The organism is Sabulicella flocculans (assembly GCF_045449635.1).
GTDB lineage: Bacteria > Pseudomonadota > Alphaproteobacteria > Acetobacterales > Acetobacteraceae > Roseococcus.
In genome coordinates this window covers 24,037-38,397 of the sequence record NZ_JBJJBR010000018.1, presented here as the reverse complement: position 1 = coordinate 38,397, position 14,361 = coordinate 24,037, and the positions used below count along the sequence as shown (strand labels likewise).

Annotated in this window: 16 protein-coding genes; 7 read left to right on the top strand and 9 right to left on the bottom strand. The window is 75.6% G+C overall.

Annotated elements, in window-relative coordinates; all coding sequences use genetic code 11:
• Positions 1-64 precede the first annotated feature (64 nt).
• Positions 65-1,126: an alpha/beta fold hydrolase gene (locus ACI6QG_RS15140; protein ID WP_407025413.1), complete on the top strand. Its 1,062-nt coding sequence runs from the start codon at positions 65-67 to the stop codon at positions 1,124-1,126.
• On the opposite strand, the gene ACI6QG_RS15135 is transcribed toward ACI6QG_RS15140, so the two are convergent.
• Together ACI6QG_RS15135 and ACI6QG_RS15130 are read right to left on the bottom strand one after the other, a co-directional pair.
• Positions 1,114-1,584: a rhodanese-like domain-containing protein gene (locus ACI6QG_RS15135; RefSeq protein ID WP_407025412.1), complete on the bottom strand. Its 471-nt coding sequence runs from the start codon at positions 1,582-1,584 to the stop codon at positions 1,114-1,116. The genes ACI6QG_RS15140 and ACI6QG_RS15135 overlap by 13 nt on opposite strands.
• Positions 1,581-1,895, bottom strand: coding sequence for an ArsR/SmtB family transcription factor (locus ACI6QG_RS15130; RefSeq protein WP_407025411.1), 315 nt, complete (start codon positions 1,893-1,895; stop codon positions 1,581-1,583). The genes ACI6QG_RS15135 and ACI6QG_RS15130 overlap by 4 nt, the downstream gene beginning before the upstream one ends.
• A 52-nt stretch (positions 1,896-1,947) precedes the next feature.
• Between ACI6QG_RS15130 and ACI6QG_RS15125 the strand changes: the two genes are divergently transcribed.
• The 4 genes from ACI6QG_RS15125 to ACI6QG_RS15110 all read left to right on the top strand — a co-directional run bounded on the left by ACI6QG_RS15125 (position 1,948) and on the right by ACI6QG_RS15110 (position 6,085).
• Positions 1,948-2,799, top strand: coding sequence for an MBL fold metallo-hydrolase (locus ACI6QG_RS15125; RefSeq protein WP_407025410.1), 852 nt, complete (start codon positions 1,948-1,950; stop codon positions 2,797-2,799).
• Positions 2,796-3,467 (top strand): winged helix-turn-helix domain-containing protein, encoded by a 672-nt coding sequence (locus tag ACI6QG_RS15120; RefSeq protein WP_407025409.1) that lies wholly within the window; start codon positions 2,796-2,798, stop codon positions 3,465-3,467. Before ACI6QG_RS15125 ends, ACI6QG_RS15120 begins: the two co-directional genes overlap by 4 nt.
• Before the next feature lie 147 nt (positions 3,468-3,614).
• The gene (locus ACI6QG_RS15115) at positions 3,615-4,916 is read left to right on the top strand and encodes a sensor histidine kinase (RefSeq protein WP_407025408.1); all 1,302 of its coding nucleotides are present in this window, start codon (positions 3,615-3,617) and stop codon (positions 4,914-4,916) included.
• Positions 4,913-6,085, top strand: coding sequence for a 3-hydroxybenzoate 6-monooxygenase (locus ACI6QG_RS15110; RefSeq protein WP_407025407.1), 1,173 nt, complete (start codon positions 4,913-4,915; stop codon positions 6,083-6,085). The genes ACI6QG_RS15115 and ACI6QG_RS15110 overlap by 4 nt, the downstream gene beginning before the upstream one ends.
• Positions 6,086-6,097: 12 nt before the next feature.
• Here the strand turns inward: ACI6QG_RS15110 and ACI6QG_RS15105 are convergent, their stop codons facing one another.
• Positions 6,098-7,024, bottom strand: a complete 927-nt coding sequence (locus tag ACI6QG_RS15105) for a pirin family protein (protein WP_407025406.1) — start codon at positions 7,022-7,024, stop codon at positions 6,098-6,100.
• 55 nt (positions 7,025-7,079) lie between these two features.
• Here ACI6QG_RS15105 and ACI6QG_RS15100 point away from each other — a divergent pair, with 55 nt between their 5' ends.
• Positions 7,080-7,961: an HAD family hydrolase gene (locus ACI6QG_RS15100; RefSeq protein WP_407025405.1), complete on the top strand. Its 882-nt coding sequence runs from the start codon at positions 7,080-7,082 to the stop codon at positions 7,959-7,961.
• Entirely contained in the window at positions 7,958-8,875 is a 918-nt protein-coding gene (locus ACI6QG_RS15095) for a phosphotransferase family protein (RefSeq protein WP_407025404.1), read from the top strand. Before ACI6QG_RS15100 ends, ACI6QG_RS15095 begins: the two co-directional genes overlap by 4 nt.
• On the opposite strand, the gene ACI6QG_RS15090 is transcribed toward ACI6QG_RS15095, so the two are convergent.
• The 6 genes from ACI6QG_RS15090 to ACI6QG_RS15065 are packed head-to-tail and all read right to left on the bottom strand — an operon-like array spanning position 8,866 to position 14,345.
• A complete protein-coding gene (locus ACI6QG_RS15090; RefSeq protein WP_407025403.1) occupies positions 8,866-9,729 on the bottom strand; it encodes a DMT family transporter in 864 nt (287 codons plus the stop codon). The two genes, ACI6QG_RS15095 and ACI6QG_RS15090, sit on opposite strands and share 10 nt — an antisense overlap.
• Positions 9,730-9,756: 27 nt before the next feature.
• Entirely contained in the window at positions 9,757-10,584 is an 828-nt protein-coding gene (locus ACI6QG_RS15085) for an NAD(P)-dependent oxidoreductase (RefSeq protein WP_407025441.1), read from the bottom strand.
• A complete protein-coding gene (locus ACI6QG_RS15080; RefSeq protein ID WP_407025402.1) occupies positions 10,584-11,549 on the bottom strand; it encodes a Bug family tripartite tricarboxylate transporter substrate binding protein in 966 nt (321 codons plus the stop codon). The genes ACI6QG_RS15085 and ACI6QG_RS15080 overlap by 1 nt, the downstream gene beginning before the upstream one ends.
• Positions 11,546-12,370: an ABC transporter substrate-binding protein gene (locus ACI6QG_RS15075; protein ID WP_407025401.1), complete on the bottom strand. Its 825-nt coding sequence runs from the start codon at positions 12,368-12,370 to the stop codon at positions 11,546-11,548. The genes ACI6QG_RS15080 and ACI6QG_RS15075 overlap by 4 nt, the downstream gene beginning before the upstream one ends.
• Entirely contained in the window at positions 12,367-13,377 is a 1,011-nt protein-coding gene (locus tag ACI6QG_RS15070; protein WP_407025400.1) for an amidohydrolase family protein, read from the bottom strand. The genes ACI6QG_RS15075 and ACI6QG_RS15070 overlap by 4 nt, the downstream gene beginning before the upstream one ends.
• Complete coding sequence (locus ACI6QG_RS15065; RefSeq protein ID WP_407025399.1) at positions 13,377-14,345, bottom strand: catechol 2,3-dioxygenase; 969 nt, start codon at positions 14,343-14,345, stop codon at positions 13,377-13,379. The genes ACI6QG_RS15070 and ACI6QG_RS15065 overlap by 1 nt, the downstream gene beginning before the upstream one ends.
• Between the last annotated feature and the right edge of the window lie 16 nt (positions 14,346-14,361).

The following is a 14,361-nucleotide window of genomic DNA, read 5'->3' as shown; positions in this document are numbered from 1 at the left end:
CGTCGCGCCCGACCATAGCGCGGCGGGGTTCGACGGGCGACCCCGCGCCCCTATGCTGGGGGGCGTGACCCGCCGCGCCGCCCTGCTCTGCCTCGCCCTGCTGCCCGCCTGCACCCCCGTCACCCGCGGCGCCGGGCCGCCGGTGGGCCCGGCGCGCGTGGAGCCCGGCTGGAGCGCCCCGCTGCCGCGCGCCGCGCCGCGCCTGGGCTGGGCCTTCGGCACCCAGCCCCCCCTGCCCCGCCCCGCCGGGCCGGACCCGGTGGCGGCGCTGGTGATGCCCGACGGCATGCGCCTGCCGCTGCGCCGCTGGCAGCCGCCGGGGCCGCCGCGCTTCGTGGCGCTGGCGCTGCACGGGCTGAACGACCACGGCGGCAACTTCCTGGAGGATGCGGGCCCCATCCTGGCCGCCGGCGGCGTGCTGCTGCACGCCATGGACCACCGCGGCTTCGGCTGGACCGCCACCCGCGGCTTCTGGCCCGGCACCGCGGCGATGGTGGAGGACGCGCGCACCGCCGTCGCCCTGCTGCGGGCGCAGCACCCGGGCCTGCCCTTCTTCGTGCTCGGCGAATCCATGGGCGGCGCGGTGGCGCTGCTGGCCGACCCGCCGGGGGTGGCGGGGGTCATCCTCTCGGCGCCGGCCATCTGGGGCGGGCCCTACCTGTCCGGGCTGCTGCGCGCGCCGCTGGGCCTGGCGCAGCGCGTGGTGCCGGCCATGGCGGCCAGCGCCGGGGTGGGCGGCATCGCCGCCAGCGACAACCGCGCCGCGCTTGAGCGCTTCGCGCGCGACCCGCTGACCCTGCGCGAGATCCGGGTGGACGTGGTGGGCGGCATGGTGGGGCTGATGGACGCCGCGGTGGCCGCCCTGCCGGAACTGGCCACGCGCGCCACGCCCACCCTGGTGATGGTGGGCGCGCGCGACGCCGTGGTGCCCGCCGCCATCGCCCGCCGCGCCCTGCGCGACGCCGGGGCGCCGCGGGTGGCCCTGTACCCCGAGGGCTGGCACCTGCTGCTGCGCGACCGCCTGCGCAACGAGGTGGCGGCCGACATGCTGCGCTTCATGGAAAGCCCCGCCACCCCCCTGCCGGCCGAGGCGCGTGGCGCAGCGTGGCTGGCTCAGGCGCCCTGACGGTTCCAGGGCATCGCGCCCAGCACCCGCGCCATGCCGCAGAAGCCGGTGAGGCCGGCGAAGACCAGCCCGGCGCCGACGAAGCCCGCCAGGGCGTAGAAGCCCGGCGCCACCAGCGCCCCGCCCAGCACGCCGGCCAGCACCAGCGCGCCCGCCGCCACCTGCACCTGCCGCATCAGGGGCAGCGGCGCCTTGGCATCCCGCGCCACCGGCAAGCCGGCGCGCTCCCAGGCCGCCAGGCCGCCCTCCAGCACCGGATGCGCGGCGGCCAGCGGGGCGCAGCGCGCGCCGGACTGGCACATCACCACCGCGCCGGGCGGCAGGGCGGCGGCGTCCAGCCGCGACAGCGGGTGGTTCACCGCGCCGGGCACGTGGGCGCGGCGGAACTCGTCGGCCTCGCGGATGTCCACCAGGGGGGTGCCGGCGCGCAGGGCGGCGGCGGTCTCGTGCGGGGTCATGTCTCGTCCTCGGGGCAGAAGATGGCGCGCATGGCGGCCAGCAGCGCCGCCACGCGCGGGTCGGCCAGGCGGTAGAACACCTGCTGCGCGTCGCGCCGCGCCGCCACCAGCCCGTCCTGCCGCAGCCGGGCCAGGTGCTGGGACAGCGCGGGCTGCGACAGGCCGACCAGCGCGGCCAGGCGGTTGACGCTGGCCTCGCCCTCGCCGGCCAGGTGGCACAGCAGCAGCAGGCGGTTCTCGTTCGCCAGCAGGCGCAGCACGCGCGCGGCCTCCGCCGCCTTCGCCTCCATGCCCTGCATCACCATGTCCATGCTTGCGATGTAGATAAGCACTTGCTTATATGCAAGCCCGGAGGACACCGCCATGCCAGCCGCCATCCGCGCCTTCTTCCACCCCGGCACCAACACCGTGTCCTATCTGGTGTGGTGCCCGGATACCCGGCAGGGCGCCGTGCTGGACCCCGTGCTGGACTGGGACCAGGCGGCGGGCGAGGCCGGCACCGCCGCCGCCCAGGCCATCCTCGACGCCGCGCGCGCCGAAGGCGTCACGGTCACCCGCATCCTGGAGACGCACGCCCACGCCGACCACCTCACCGCCGCGCCGTGGCTGAAGGCGCGCACCGGCGCGCGCATCGGCATCGGCGCGCGCATCACCGAGGTGCAGCGCATCTTCCGCCCGGTGTTCGACACCGAGGCCGGGCCGGAGGACTTCGACGACCTGTGGGCGGATGGCGCGCGCTTCCCCCTGGGCGCGCTGGAGGTGGAGGTGCTGCACGTGCCCGGCCACACCCCGGCCGACATCGCCTACCGCATCGGGGACGACGTCTTCGTCGGCGACACCCTGTTCATGCACGACTACGGCACCGCCCGCTGCGACTTCCCGGGCGGCGACTGCCGCGCCCTGTGGCGCTCCATCGGGCGGCTGCTGGCGCTGCCGGACCACACGCGGCTGTGGATGTGCCACGACTACAAGGCCCCGGGCCGCGACGAGTTCGCCTGGCAATCCACCGTGGCGCTGCAGCGGGCGCACAACCCGCACCTGAAGCTGGGCGAGGACGGCTTCGTGCGCTTCCGCCAGGAGCGCGACGCCACGCTCAGGCCCCCCGCCTTGCTGCTGCCCTCCATCCAGGTGAACATCCGCGCCGGGCGTTTCCCGGAGGCGGAGAGCAACGGCGTGCGCTACCTGAAGCTGCCGGTGAAGGGCGTGGTGGAGTGAGGATCCTCGTCATCGAGGACGACAAGGCCACCGCCGACTACGTGGCCAAGGGCCTGCGCGAGGACGGGCACGTGGTGGAGGTGGCGCGCCAGGGCCGCGACGGCATGTTCATGGCGCTGAACGAATCCTTCGACGTCATCGTCACCGACCGCATGCTGCCCGGCGCCGACGGCCTGTCCATCGTGCGCGCCATGCGCGCCAGCCAGGTCGCCACCCCGGTGCTGATGCTCACCGCGCTGGGCGAGGTGGAGAAGCGCGTGGAAGGGCTGGAGGCCGGCGCCGACGACTACCTGGCCAAGCCCTTCGCCTTCACCGAGCTGCGCGCCCGCGTGCGCGCCCTGGCCCGCCGCCCCGCCGCCCCCGCCGCCGCCGACGCGGTGCTGGAGCACGCGGGCGTGCGCATGGACCTGCTGGCCCGCCAGGTGACGCGCGGCGCCCGGCGCATCGAGCTGCTGCCCACCGAATGGCGGCTGCTGGAATTCTTCCTGCGCCACCCCGGCCAGGTGCTGACGCGCACCATGCTGCTGGAGAAGGTGTGGGACTACGCCTTCGACCCCACCACCAACGTGGTGGACGTCCATGTCAGCCGCCTCCGCCGCAAGCTGGACGGCCCCGGCGAGCCGCCGCTGCTGCGCACCGTCCGCGGCGCCGGCTATGCCCTGGGCTGAGCAGGCCGCGCAGGGCGTGGCCCGCCGCCAGCCGGCCCGTGCCGCCGCGGCGCGGCGCCAGGCCAGGCCCCGGAGGGGCGGCCCGGCGCCTGGGGGCAGGATGGCGCCTCGCCGCCACGTCGCCGGCTGCGGGGCGGCGGGGCGGCGGTGAGGCGCTCCTCCTTCGCGCTGCGCGCCGCCGCGCTGTCGGGCACGGTGATGCTGGTGCTGGCGCTGCTCGGCTCCGGCTGGGCGTTCTGGCGGGGCGAGCAGGCGCTGCGCCAGCAGCTCGACCTCACCATCGCCGGGGAGGCGGAGGCCTTCGCCCGCGAATACGAGGAGCTGGGCCTGGGCGCGCTGGCGGTGGCGGTGGACAGCCACGCCCGCCGGCGGGGGCCGATGCAGGTGGCGCTGCTGGGCCCCACGGGGCAGCGGCTGGCCGGCCACCTGCCCGGCGCGCCCCCCGCCCTGCAGGGCTTCGCCACCCTGCCCGCCGGCGGCGGCCAGCCGCGCCGCCGCGCCCTGGGCGCCCGGCTGCCCGGCGGCGGCACCCTGGTGCTGGCCACCGACCTGAGCGCGACCGACCGCGCCGCCGCCGCCCTGGCCGTGGTGCCGCCGCTGGCCGGCGGCATCGCCGCGCTGCTGGCCCTGGCGCTGGGCTTCCTGGCCGCCGCGGGCATGGAGCGCCGCCTGGGCGAGGCCAGCCTGGCCGCCCGCGCCATCATGGACGGCGACCTGTCGCGCCGCCTGCCCCTGGGCACGCCCACGGACGAGATGGGCCGGCTGACCGCCACGGTGAACGCCCTGCTGGCGCGCATTGAGGCGCAGAGCATCGCCCAGCGCCAGGTGACGGACGACATCGCGCACGAGCTGCGCGCCCCGCTGTCGCGCCTGCGGCAGCTGCTGGAAGGCGGCGGCGCGCGCGAGGCCGCCATCGCCGAGCTGGACCGCGTGCTGGCCACCTTCGCCGCCCTGCTGCGCATCGCCCGCGCCGAATCCGGCGCGCTGGCCGCCGGCTTCCGCCCGGTGGACCTGTCCTCCCTGTGCCACGAGGCCGCCGAGACCTTCGGCGCGGTGGCCGAGGAGGCCGGCAAGGCGCTGGAGGCGCGGGTGGCGCCGGGCGTGACGCTGCCCGGCGACGCCGCCCTGCTGCGCCAGGCCCTGGCCAACCTGCTGGAGAACGCCATCGCCCACGGCGGCGCGCGCATCCTGCTGGAGCTGGCGCCCGGCCCGGTGGTGCGCGTCAGCGACGACGGGCCGGGCATCCCGGAGGGCGAGCGCGCGGCGGTGCTGCGCCGCTTCCACCGGCTGGACCAGGCGCGCGCCACCCCCGGCACCGGGCTGGGGCTGGCGCTGGTGGCCGCCGCCGCCGCCGCCCATGGCGGGCAGGTGCGGATGGAGGACGCCGCCCCCGGCACCCGCGCCGTGCTGGACCTGCGGCGCGAATCCGTGTCCGCTGCCGCCCCATGAAGGACATCCTCGTGGCCGGCGGCGGCATCGGCGGGCTGGCCGCCGCCCTGGCGCTGGCGCGCGCCGGCTTCCGCGCCACCGTGCTGGAGAAGGCGCGCGAGCTGGGCGAGATCGGCGCGGGCATCCAGCTCGGCCCCAACGCCTTCCACGCCTTCGACGCGCTGGGGGTCGGCCCGCAGGCCCGCGCCATGGCGGTGCAGGTGGACGCGCTGCGCCTGATGGACGCCGTGACGGCGCGCGACATCGCCACCATCGCGCTGGACGCGGAGTTCCGCGAGCGCTTCGGCGCCCCCTACGCCGTGGTGCACCGCGGCGAGCTGCACGGCGTGCTGCTGCGCGCCTGCCGGGAGCACCCGCTGGTCACCCTGCGCACCGCTGCCGGGGTGACGGGCTACGCGCAGGACGGCGCCGCCGTCCAGGCGCGGCTGTCCGACGGCACGGCGGCGGAGGGCGCGCTGCTGGTGGGGGCGGACGGCCTGCACTCGCGCGTGCGGGCGCAGATGCTGGCCGACGGCGCGCCGCGGGTGTCGGGGCACACCACCTACCGCTCGGTCATCCCGGTGGAGATGATGCCCGAGGCGCTGCGCTGGAACGCCGCCACCCTGTGGGCGGGGCCCAAGTGCCACATCGTCCACTACCCGCTGTCGGGCTGGAAGCTGTTCAACCTGGTGGTGACGGCGCACGACCACGCCAGCGAGCCGGTGGCGGGCGAGCCGGTGGAGCGCCAGCGGGTGCTGGACGCCTTCGCCCACGTCCACCCGGTCGCGCAGGGCATCATCGCCGCCGGCCCCGAATGGAAGCGCTGGGTGCTGTGCGACCGCGAGCCGGCGGAGCGCTGGCAGGACGGCCGCGTGGCCCTGCTGGGCGACGCCGCCCACCCCACCCTGCAATACCTGGCGCAGGGCGCCTGCATGGCGCTGGAGGACGCGGTGGTGCTGGCGCGCGAACTCGCCGCCACGCCGGACGCGCCGGAAGGCGCGCTGGCGCGCTACCAGGCGGCGCGGCTGCTGCGCACCGCGCGGGTGACGCTGCAATCCCGCGCGGTGGGCGACCACGTCTACCACCCCGCCGGCACCCACGCCGCGCTGCGCGACGCCGTGATGGGCGCCAAGACCCAGGGCCAATGGCGCGAGGCCATGGCCTGGCTCTACGACTCGCCGCTGCGCTGAGGCGGCGCGCCTTCAGCTGGTGGGCGAGCCCTCGGCGACGTGCCGCCCCTCGGCGCGCAGGCTCACGCGGCCTTCGGGCAGGGGGATGAACTCGCCCTCGTCGCCCGGCACGGTGCCGAAGCGGCCGCCCTTCCAGTCGGCCTTGGCCTGCTCGATGCGCTCGCGCGAGGAGGAGACGAAGTTCCAGAACAGGAAGCGCGGGCCGTCCATGGCGGCGCCGCCCAGCAGCAGCAGCCGCGCCCCCGCCGGCCCGGCATGCAGGGACAGCCGGTCGCCCGCGCGGAACACCAGCAGCCGCCCGGCCGCGAAACCCTGGTCGGCCACCCGCACCTCGCCGGTCGAGACGTAGGCGGCGCGCTCCTCGTGCCCGTCGGGCAGGGGCACGGCGGCGCCAGGGGCCAGCACCACGTCGGCGTAGAACAGCGGGGAGGAAACAGCGACGGGCGCGCGCAGGCCCCAGCCCTCGCCCGCCACCAGGCGCAGGCGCATGCCGCCATCCTCGGCGAAGGGCAGCTCCTCCGCGGCGTGGTGGAAGAAGGCGGGGGCGGTTTCCTCCGCGTCCCTGGGCAGCGCCACCCAGGACTGGATGCCGAACAGCCGGTTGGCCTGGCCGCGCTGGCCGGGGTCGGTGCGCTCGCTGTGGGCGATGCCGCGGCCGGCGGTCATCCAGTTCACCTCGCCGGGGCGGATGGGCTGGCGCACCCCCAGCGTGTCGCGGTGCAGGATCTCCCCCTCGTACAGGTAGGTCAGGGTGGACAGGCCGATATGCGGGTGCGGGCGCACGTCCAGCCCCTGCCCGGACAGGAACTCGCCGGGGCCCATCTGGTCCAGGAAGATGAAGGGGCCGACCATCTGGCGCTGCCGGGCCGGCAGGGCGCGGCGCACCTCGAAGCCGCCCAGGTCGTGCGCGCGGGGCAGGATGACGGTCGCGGGTTCCATGGGGATGAATATGGAGCGCGTGACACCTTTCCCAAGCCCGGCGCGTTGCGCGCGCATGGACGACATCCTGGCAGAATTCCTGCGCGCCTCGCGCTTCCGCGAGGCCGGCGCCGTCATCACCGACCTGGACGGCACCGCGCTGGACGAGCGCGAGGGGCGGCTGCGCGTCGAGCCCTCGGTGGCGCTGGGCCTGAAGCGCCTGGCCGAGCAGGGGCGGCCGGTGGCGCTGAACACGCTGCGCTTCCCGCTCAACGTCATCCGCACCTTCGGCCGCGCCTGGGCCGAGATCACGGAGGAGCCGCTGCCCCTGGTCTCGCTCAACGGCGCCGTCGCCGGCCACCTGGTCCATGCGGGCGAGAGCGTGGTGTTCGAGGAGCTGGACGCCGTGCCCCTGGGCGGCGGCGAGGTGGAGGAGGTGCTGGCCGGCATCCGCGGCCTGCGCGGCAACGGCGTGGACGACCTGCTGGTCTTCGCCTACCCGCGCGACTGGACGGCGGGCGAGGAGATCTGGGCCCCCGACGCCGCCCGCGCCGACGCCGCCCGCGCCAAGTACCGCTCCGCCTCCGAGGTCTGGACCGGCGAGGTGGCGGAGCTGGAAGGCCGGCTGCACGCGCGCGACCACTGCATGGTGTTCCTGCTGGTGGAGATCCCCGAGGACCGGCGCATGGCCTTCCAGCACGCCCGCCCCTCCTCCTTCGTGACGCATGGCGGGGTGGACAAGCTGGACGGCGCGCGGCGGCTGGCTGCCCGACTGGGCTTCGCGCTGGAGGACAGCGTGGGCTGCGGCGACACGCCGATGGACAGCTTCCTGGCCGGCTGCGGCCTGGCGGTGCAGGTCGGCCCGCAGGCGCTGGAGCACAAGGGCGTGCACGCCACCCTGCGCGTGCCGGCGCCGCGCGACATGGGCACCGTGCTGGACCGGCTGGCGCGGGCATGACCGCCGCCGCCGCGCGCCGCGCCCGCGCCCAGGCGCAGGCCATCCTGGGCCAGCTGCTGGGCAGGGCGCCGCGCGGCCTGCGCGCCCTGGGCGGCGGGCTGAGCAACCACGTGTTCCAGGCCCGCCACGGCACGGACACCTTCGTGATCCGCCTGAACGACGAGCCGGGCAAGGTGAAGGACTACCTGAAGGAGCAATGGGCGATGGCCGCCGCGCGCGCGCAGGGCGTGCCGGTGCCCGAGGTGCTGGAGGTCGGCGCCGCGCCCATCCCCTTCATGGTGTCGCGCTCCGTGCGCGGCGAGGAGGCGACGCACCACCGCCGGCGCCGGGCGGTGCTGCGCTCCTTGGGCGGGCTGCTGCGGCGGGTGCACGCGGTGCCCACCAGCGGCTTCGGCCAGACCTTCGACTGGTCGGGCAACCTGCTGTCGCGCCGGGAAAGCTGGGCCGAGTACCTCCAGCGCGAATACCGGGGGGAGGAGCGCATCGCCGCCCTGCGCCGCCACGGCGTGCTGGAGGAGGCGCAGGCCCGCCGCCTGCGCGCCACCCTGCGCGAGGTGGCGAAGTGGGAGGTGGAGCCGGCGCTGAGCCACGGCGACCCCCGGCTGAAGAACGTGCTGGCCGATGCGGAGGGCACCGTCACCGCCCTGCTGGACTGGGAGTTCTGCACCTCCCACGCCGCCCCGTGGTGGGACCTGTCCCTGGCGCTGCACGATTTGAGCGTGGACGCCAAGGAGGCACTGCTGGAAGGCTACGGCCTGTCGCCGGCCGAGGTGCGCGAGCGCAGCCCCGCGCTGCGCCTGTTCAACGTGCTGAACTACGCCGCCGCGGCCGGCAAGGCGGCGAAGGAGAAGGACAAGGCGGCGCTGGGCTGGATCGGCGCCCGGCTGGCCGGCGCGCTCGACCTCTACGGCTGACGCGCGCGCTCGCGCGCCAGGATGTACAGCCCCGCGGCGACGATCACGGCTGCGCCGGCCAGGGTGCGCGGCCCCGGCACGTCGGCGAAGACCAGCCAGCCCAGCGCCACCCCCCACAGGATGCCGGTGTACTGCCAGGGCACCACGGCGGCCGCCGGCGCCAGGGCCAGCGCCTTGTTGACGAAGCCGTTGCCCAGCAGCGAGCCCAGCCCCAGCAGCGCCACCGGCAGCAGCTCCAGCAGCCCCGCCGGGCGCCAGCCCTGGGCCAGCACCAGCCCCAGCCCCAGCAGCGCCGTGGCCGCCACCTGCCAGCCCAGCAGCGCCACCACCGGCGTGCCGGCCAGCCGCCGGGTGGCGATCACGAACAGCGCGTAGGTGAAGGACCCCGCCACCGCCACCAGCGAGCCCCAGCCCAGCGCCCCGCCGCCCGGCCAGGCCGCCAGCACCACCCCGGCGAAGCCCGCCAGCACCGCCAGGCCGCGCCGCCAGCCCACCGCCTCCCTCAGCAGCCAGGGCGACAGCGCGGTGACCCAGATGGGCGCCGCCATGTAGATGGTCACCACCTCGGCCAGCGGCAGGAAGGACAGGGCCAGGAAGAACAGCGCCGATTCGCCCGCGTGCAGCGCGGCGCGCCCCGCCATGCGCCCGGCCGGCGCGCGGCGGAAGGCGCCCGGCGCGCGCCACGCCGCCGGCGCCAGCAGCGCCATGCCCGCCACCGAGCGCACCAGCAGGATCTGGCCGATGGCGAAGCCGCCCACCAGCCACTTCCCCAGCGCGTCGTTCAGCGCGAAGCAGGCGACGCCCGCCAGCATGCAGGCGATGCCGGCGGCGCGCGGCGAGATGGTGCCTCCCATCCCGCACCCTTGCCCGGCGGCGCGCCCTCAGTCCAGCCGGCGGATGGCGTCCAGCAGCGCCTCCAGCGGCGCCGCGCCGTCCCAGGCGGCGCGGCGCCCGGCGGCCCAGTCCTGGCGCCCGGCGGTGGCGGCGGCCATCAGCGGCTCCAGCCCGGCCTCGGCCACGGTGCGCGCTGCCTCGCGCATCTCCTCGGCGCGGCGCTTTCCGTGCACCAGGGCGCGGCCGATCATGTAGCGCGCCAGTTCCGGCGCATCCACGCCGGGCAGCAGCTCCGCCAGGCTGTCCAGCACCGCGCGCTCGACGCCGTGGTGGCGGGCGGCCAGCAGGCTCTCCGCCCACAGCGCCTCCAGCCCCTTCACCATCACCGAGCGGCACATCTTGACGGCGGAGGCGCCGCCCAGCGGGCCGGCGAACACCTGGGCGTCCAGCCCCAGCGCCGCCGCCACCGGCAGGAAGGCCCCGGCGTGCGGCCCGCCCAGCAGCATGGGCGTGCGCAGCCGCCGGGGCGGCACCGGGGCCATCACCGCCGCCTCCACCATGCGCGCGCCCCGCCCTTCCACCACGGCGGCGATGGCGCGCTTGGTTTCCGGCGCGCAGGAATTCAGGTCCAGGAACCAGGCATCCGGCGCCAGCCCCGGCGCGGCGTCGCGCGCCGCCCCCTCCGCCGCCGCGGCGGTGACGGCGGAGATGACGAGCTGCGCGCCCGCCACCGCCTCGGCCGCGCCGGCCGCCAGCTCCACGCCCTTGTCCGGCCGCGCGGGGTCGAAGGCCCGCGCCACCGGCCAGCCGCGCGCCGCGAGGTCGGCCGCCAGGATGCCGCCCACCTCGCCCAGCCCCAGCAGGGCGATGCGCATCACTGCACCCGGATGTTGCGCGCCCGCACGAAGTCGCGCCACTTGTCGGCCTCGGCGCGGAAATAGGCCGGCCATTCGGCGAAGGGCCGCGCCTCCACGCTCAGCGCCATCGCCGCCAGGCGCGGCGCCATGTCGGGGGCGCGCAGGGCTGTGGCCGAGGCGTCGTTCAGCCGGCGCAGGATGGTTTCGGGCGTGCCGGCGGGGGCCAGCATCGCCACGTGCTCCACTACCTCGAAGCCGCCGAAGCCGAGTTCCTGCATGGTCGGCACCTCGGGCGCGTAGCGGCTGCGCTGGAGGGTGGTGGCGGCCAGCGCCCGCAGCTCCCCGGCCGCCAGCTGCGGCATGGCGGCGGCGGCGGGCAGGCAGAAGATGTCCGTCTCGCCGGCCAGCATGGCCTGGATGGCCGGACCGCCGCCGCGATAGCCCACCTCCTCAATGGTGATGCCGGCGCCCTGTATGAACATCTCCATCGCCAGGTGGCTGGTGGAGCCCACCCCGCTGTTGGCGTAGGTGACGCGCGCGCCGGGCCGCTTCGCCGCCTCGGTGAACTGCGCCAGCGTGCGGTGCGGCGAGTTGCCCCGCACCATGATGAACAGCGGCGAGGACACCAGCAGCCCGACGCCGACGAAGGCGCGCTCGGCGTCGTATTGCAGCGGGTAGAGGTGCTGCGCCACCGCGTAGGTGCTGTTGGGCGTGATGACCAGGTTGTAGCCATCCGGCCGCAGCCGCGCGGCCTGCGCCATGCCGATGGTGCCGTTGGCGCCGCCGCGGTTGTCCACCACGAAGGGCCGGCCGAGGTCGGTGGACAGGCGCTGGCTGAACAGCCGCGCGAAGGCGTCGGTCGGCCCGCCCGCCGGCCAGGGGACCACCACGTTGACCGGGCGGGCGGGATATTCCTCCTGCGCGCGGGCGGCCAGGGGGGCCAGCAGCAGCGGCGCGGCCAGCAGGGTGCGGCGGTTCATCATGGCGGGGGGTTCCTCGGGTCGTGCAGCAGCGCCGCGGGCGTGCCGGCCCAGGCGTCGTCGGGGGACAGCGCGCGGGGCGTGAGGCCCTGCGCGTGGCAGAGGCGCCCGGCCAGCGCCAGCACCGGGTCCAGCGCCGCGCGCGGGGCGAAGGCGCAGCCGGCTTGCAGCAGCGCGGCGGTGAAGGCGCGCAGCGCGTCCGGCCGCTCGCGCGCCACCTCGGCGCGGGCCACCAGCAGGTGGTTCACCGGCGTGAAGCCGTGGCGCGCCACGAAGGCGCGGCCCGCCGCCGCCGGGTCGGGGAAGACGGTGCGGAAGCCCGGCGGCACCTCGCTGCCGAAGATCGCGGCGTCCAGCGCGCCGTCGCGCAGCAGGGCGGCGATGTCGCTGCCCGGCGGGGCGCGTTCGGCCCAGGGCGGGTCCTGGTAGCCGTCCAGGTGGGCGTCCTCGAAGGTGATCCAGCGCATCGCCTCGGGCGGCAGGCCATGGGCTTCGGCCAGGGTGCCGCGCAGCCACATCCCCGTGGTCTGGGAATAGGCGCGCACGCCGATGCGCGCGCCGCGCAAATCCTCCGGCGCGCGTACCGGCGAATCCGCGCGCACCAGCAGCGCGCCTTCCTGCGCGCGGGCGGAGAACACCACCGGCAGCAGCACCAGCGCCCGCCCCGCCGCCTTGGCCATCAGGAAGGTGGCGATGGCCATCTCGGAAGCGTCGTAGCGGCCGTCGCGCACCATCGGCGCGAAGGCGCGCGTCACGTTCGCCAGCCCCGCATCCTGCCAGCGCGGGTCCGGCGGGGTGCGGCTGGTGGCGACGAAAAGCGTCACCGCCCCTGCGCCTTCAGGATGGCGTCCAGCCGCGGATAGACGCGGCGGGCATTGCCCTCGAACACCTTGTGGCGGTCGGCGTCGGACAGGTTCAGCGCGTCCACGTAGCGCCTGGTGTCGTCGAAGAAGAAGCCCGTCTCGGGGTCTATTCCGCGCACCGCGCCCACCATCTCCGAGCCGAACAGGATGTTGTCGAGGTCGATCACCTTGAACAGCAGGTCAATGCCCGGCTGGTGGTAGACGCAGGTGTCGAAGAAGACGTTGCGCATCACGTGCTCGCGCAGCGGCGGGCGGCCCAGCATGTCGGCCAGCCCGCGGTAGCGCCCCCAGTGATAAGGCACCGCGCCGCCGCCATGCGGGATGATGAAGCGCAGCGTCGGGAAGTCGCGGAACAGGTCGCCTTCGAGGAATTGCATGAAGGCGGTGGTGTCGGCGTTGATGTAGTGCGCCCCCGTGGCGTGGAAGCAGGCGTTGCAGGAACCGCTGACATGCACCATCGCCGGCACGTCCAGCTCCACCATCGCCTCGTAGAACGGGTACCAGGCGCGGTCGGTCAGCGGCGGCGCCGTCCAGTGCCCGCCCGAGGGATCGGGGTTCAGGTTGCAGCCGACGAAGCCCAGCTCCTCCACGCAGCGGCGCAGCTCCGCCACGCTGTTGGCGACGGAGACGCCGGGCGATTGCGGCAGCTGGCACACGCCGACGAAGTAGCGCGGGAACAGCGCCACCACGCGGGCGATCAGGTCGTTGCAGCGGCGCGTCCAGGCCTGGCTGACCGCCTCGCTGCCCAGATGATGCGCCATGGCCGAGGCGCGCGGGCTGAACACCGTCAGGTCGGCGCCGCGTTCGCGCAGCAGGCGCAGCTGGTTGGCCTCGATGCTCTCGCGGATCTCGTCGTCGCTGATCGCCGGGTAGGGCGGGTCGGCGTCCGGGCCGCCGGTCTGCACGGCGCGCCAGCGGTCGTGCTGCCTGGGCGCGGTGGTGTAGTGGCCGTGGCAGTCAATGATCATCAGCGGTGTCCTTCGGGCAGCGGCGGGGTGCCGTGGGTGTGGAAGCTCTCGATGGTCTTCAGCCCCCAGGCCTGGCCCTTCTTCCGCTCGGCTTCCGTCCAGGTGATGGTCTTCCAGTCGGGCGCGAGGATGAGGCGCGCGCCGGCATGCGCCACCTCGATGCGGTTGCCGCCGGGCTCGTAGACGTAGAGGAAGAAGGTCTGCTGCACGGCGTGCTTGTGCGGCCCCGTCTCGATGTGCACGCCGGCTTCCAGGAAGGTGTCGGCGGCCTGGAGGATGGCCTCGCGCGAGTCCAGCGCGAAGGTCAGGTGATGGAAGCGGCCCGGCACGCCATGCGCCTCCTTGGTGAAGGCGAAGTCGTAGCTCTTGTTGTTGGAGGTGAGCCACATGCCCGCCTCCTCGCCGCTGTCCAGCTCGATGCGCTCGGTGCAGCGCAGGCCCAGGGTGCGCTGGAAGAACCCGCGGCAGGCGCGCACGTCCACCGCCAGGCAGTTGAAGTGGTCCAGGCGGCGCACGTTCACGCCGCGGGCCGGGTAGCGCTCGGCCTGGTTCTTCAGCGAGGGCTTGCGGTCCGGCGGCGCCTGGTACCACTGCGTGTCGTAGTACAGCTCGAACAGGTGCCCGTCCGGGTCGCGGAAGCGGAAGGCGCGGCCATGGCCGAAGGAACGCGCCACCTCCTCCACCGCCGCGCCGTCGGCGCGCAGCGCCGCCACGCGCCGCTCCAGCGCCTGCGGCGAGCGGCAGCGGAAGGCGGCGTGGCCGAGGCCGGAGGTGGCAGAGGCGGTGAGCTGGAGCGAATAGGTTTCGTAGTCGTCCCAGCCGCGCAGGAAGGCGCTGCCGCCCTCGCGCCCGCTCTCGGTCATGCCCATCACCTCGGTGAAGAAGCGCAGGGATTCGTCGAAGCGCGGCGTCAGCAGCTCCACGTGGCCCAGGTGGGCGACGTCCATGATGGGTTCCGGCTGGTCCATGCGCGTCCTTCCCCCG

What these genes read in the sequence shown, in the direction of transcription:
- ACI6QG_RS15085 (WP_407025441.1), bottom strand. Translation starts at nt 10,584, where the DNA reads ATGCGCATCGCCCTGCTGGGGCTGGGCGAGGTGGGCGGCATCCTGGCG.
- ACI6QG_RS15110 (WP_407025407.1), top strand. Translation starts at nt 4,913, where the DNA reads ATGAAGGACATCCTCGTGGCCGGCGGCGGCATCGGCGGGCTGGCCGCC.
- ACI6QG_RS15105 (WP_407025406.1), bottom strand. Translation starts at nt 7,024, where the DNA reads ATGGAACCCGCGACCGTCATCCTGCCCCGCGCGCACGACCTGGGCGGC.
- ACI6QG_RS15065 (WP_407025399.1), bottom strand. Translation starts at nt 14,345, where the DNA reads ATGGACCAGCCGGAACCCATCATGGACGTCGCCCACCTGGGCCACGTG.
- ACI6QG_RS15095 (WP_407025404.1), top strand. Translation starts at nt 7,958, where the DNA reads ATGACCGCCGCCGCCGCGCGCCGCGCCCGCGCCCAGGCGCAGGCCATC.
- ACI6QG_RS15125 (WP_407025410.1), top strand. Translation starts at nt 1,948, where the DNA reads ATGCCAGCCGCCATCCGCGCCTTCTTCCACCCCGGCACCAACACCGTG.
- ACI6QG_RS15090 (WP_407025403.1), bottom strand. Translation starts at nt 9,729, where the DNA reads ATGGGAGGCACCATCTCGCCGCGCGCCGCCGGCATCGCCTGCATGCTG.
- ACI6QG_RS15130 (WP_407025411.1), bottom strand. Translation starts at nt 1,895, where the DNA reads ATGGACATGGTGATGCAGGGCATGGAGGCGAAGGCGGCGGAGGCCGCG.
- ACI6QG_RS15135 (WP_407025412.1), bottom strand. Translation starts at nt 1,584, where the DNA reads ATGACCCCGCACGAGACCGCCGCCGCCCTGCGCGCCGGCACCCCCCTG.
- ACI6QG_RS15070 (WP_407025400.1), bottom strand. Translation starts at nt 13,377, where the DNA reads ATGATCATTGACTGCCACGGCCACTACACCACCGCGCCCAGGCAGCAC.
- ACI6QG_RS15080 (WP_407025402.1), bottom strand. Translation starts at nt 11,549, where the DNA reads ATGATGAACCGCCGCACCCTGCTGGCCGCGCCGCTGCTGCTGGCCCCC.
- ACI6QG_RS15100 (WP_407025405.1), top strand. Translation starts at nt 7,080, where the DNA reads ATGGACGACATCCTGGCAGAATTCCTGCGCGCCTCGCGCTTCCGCGAG.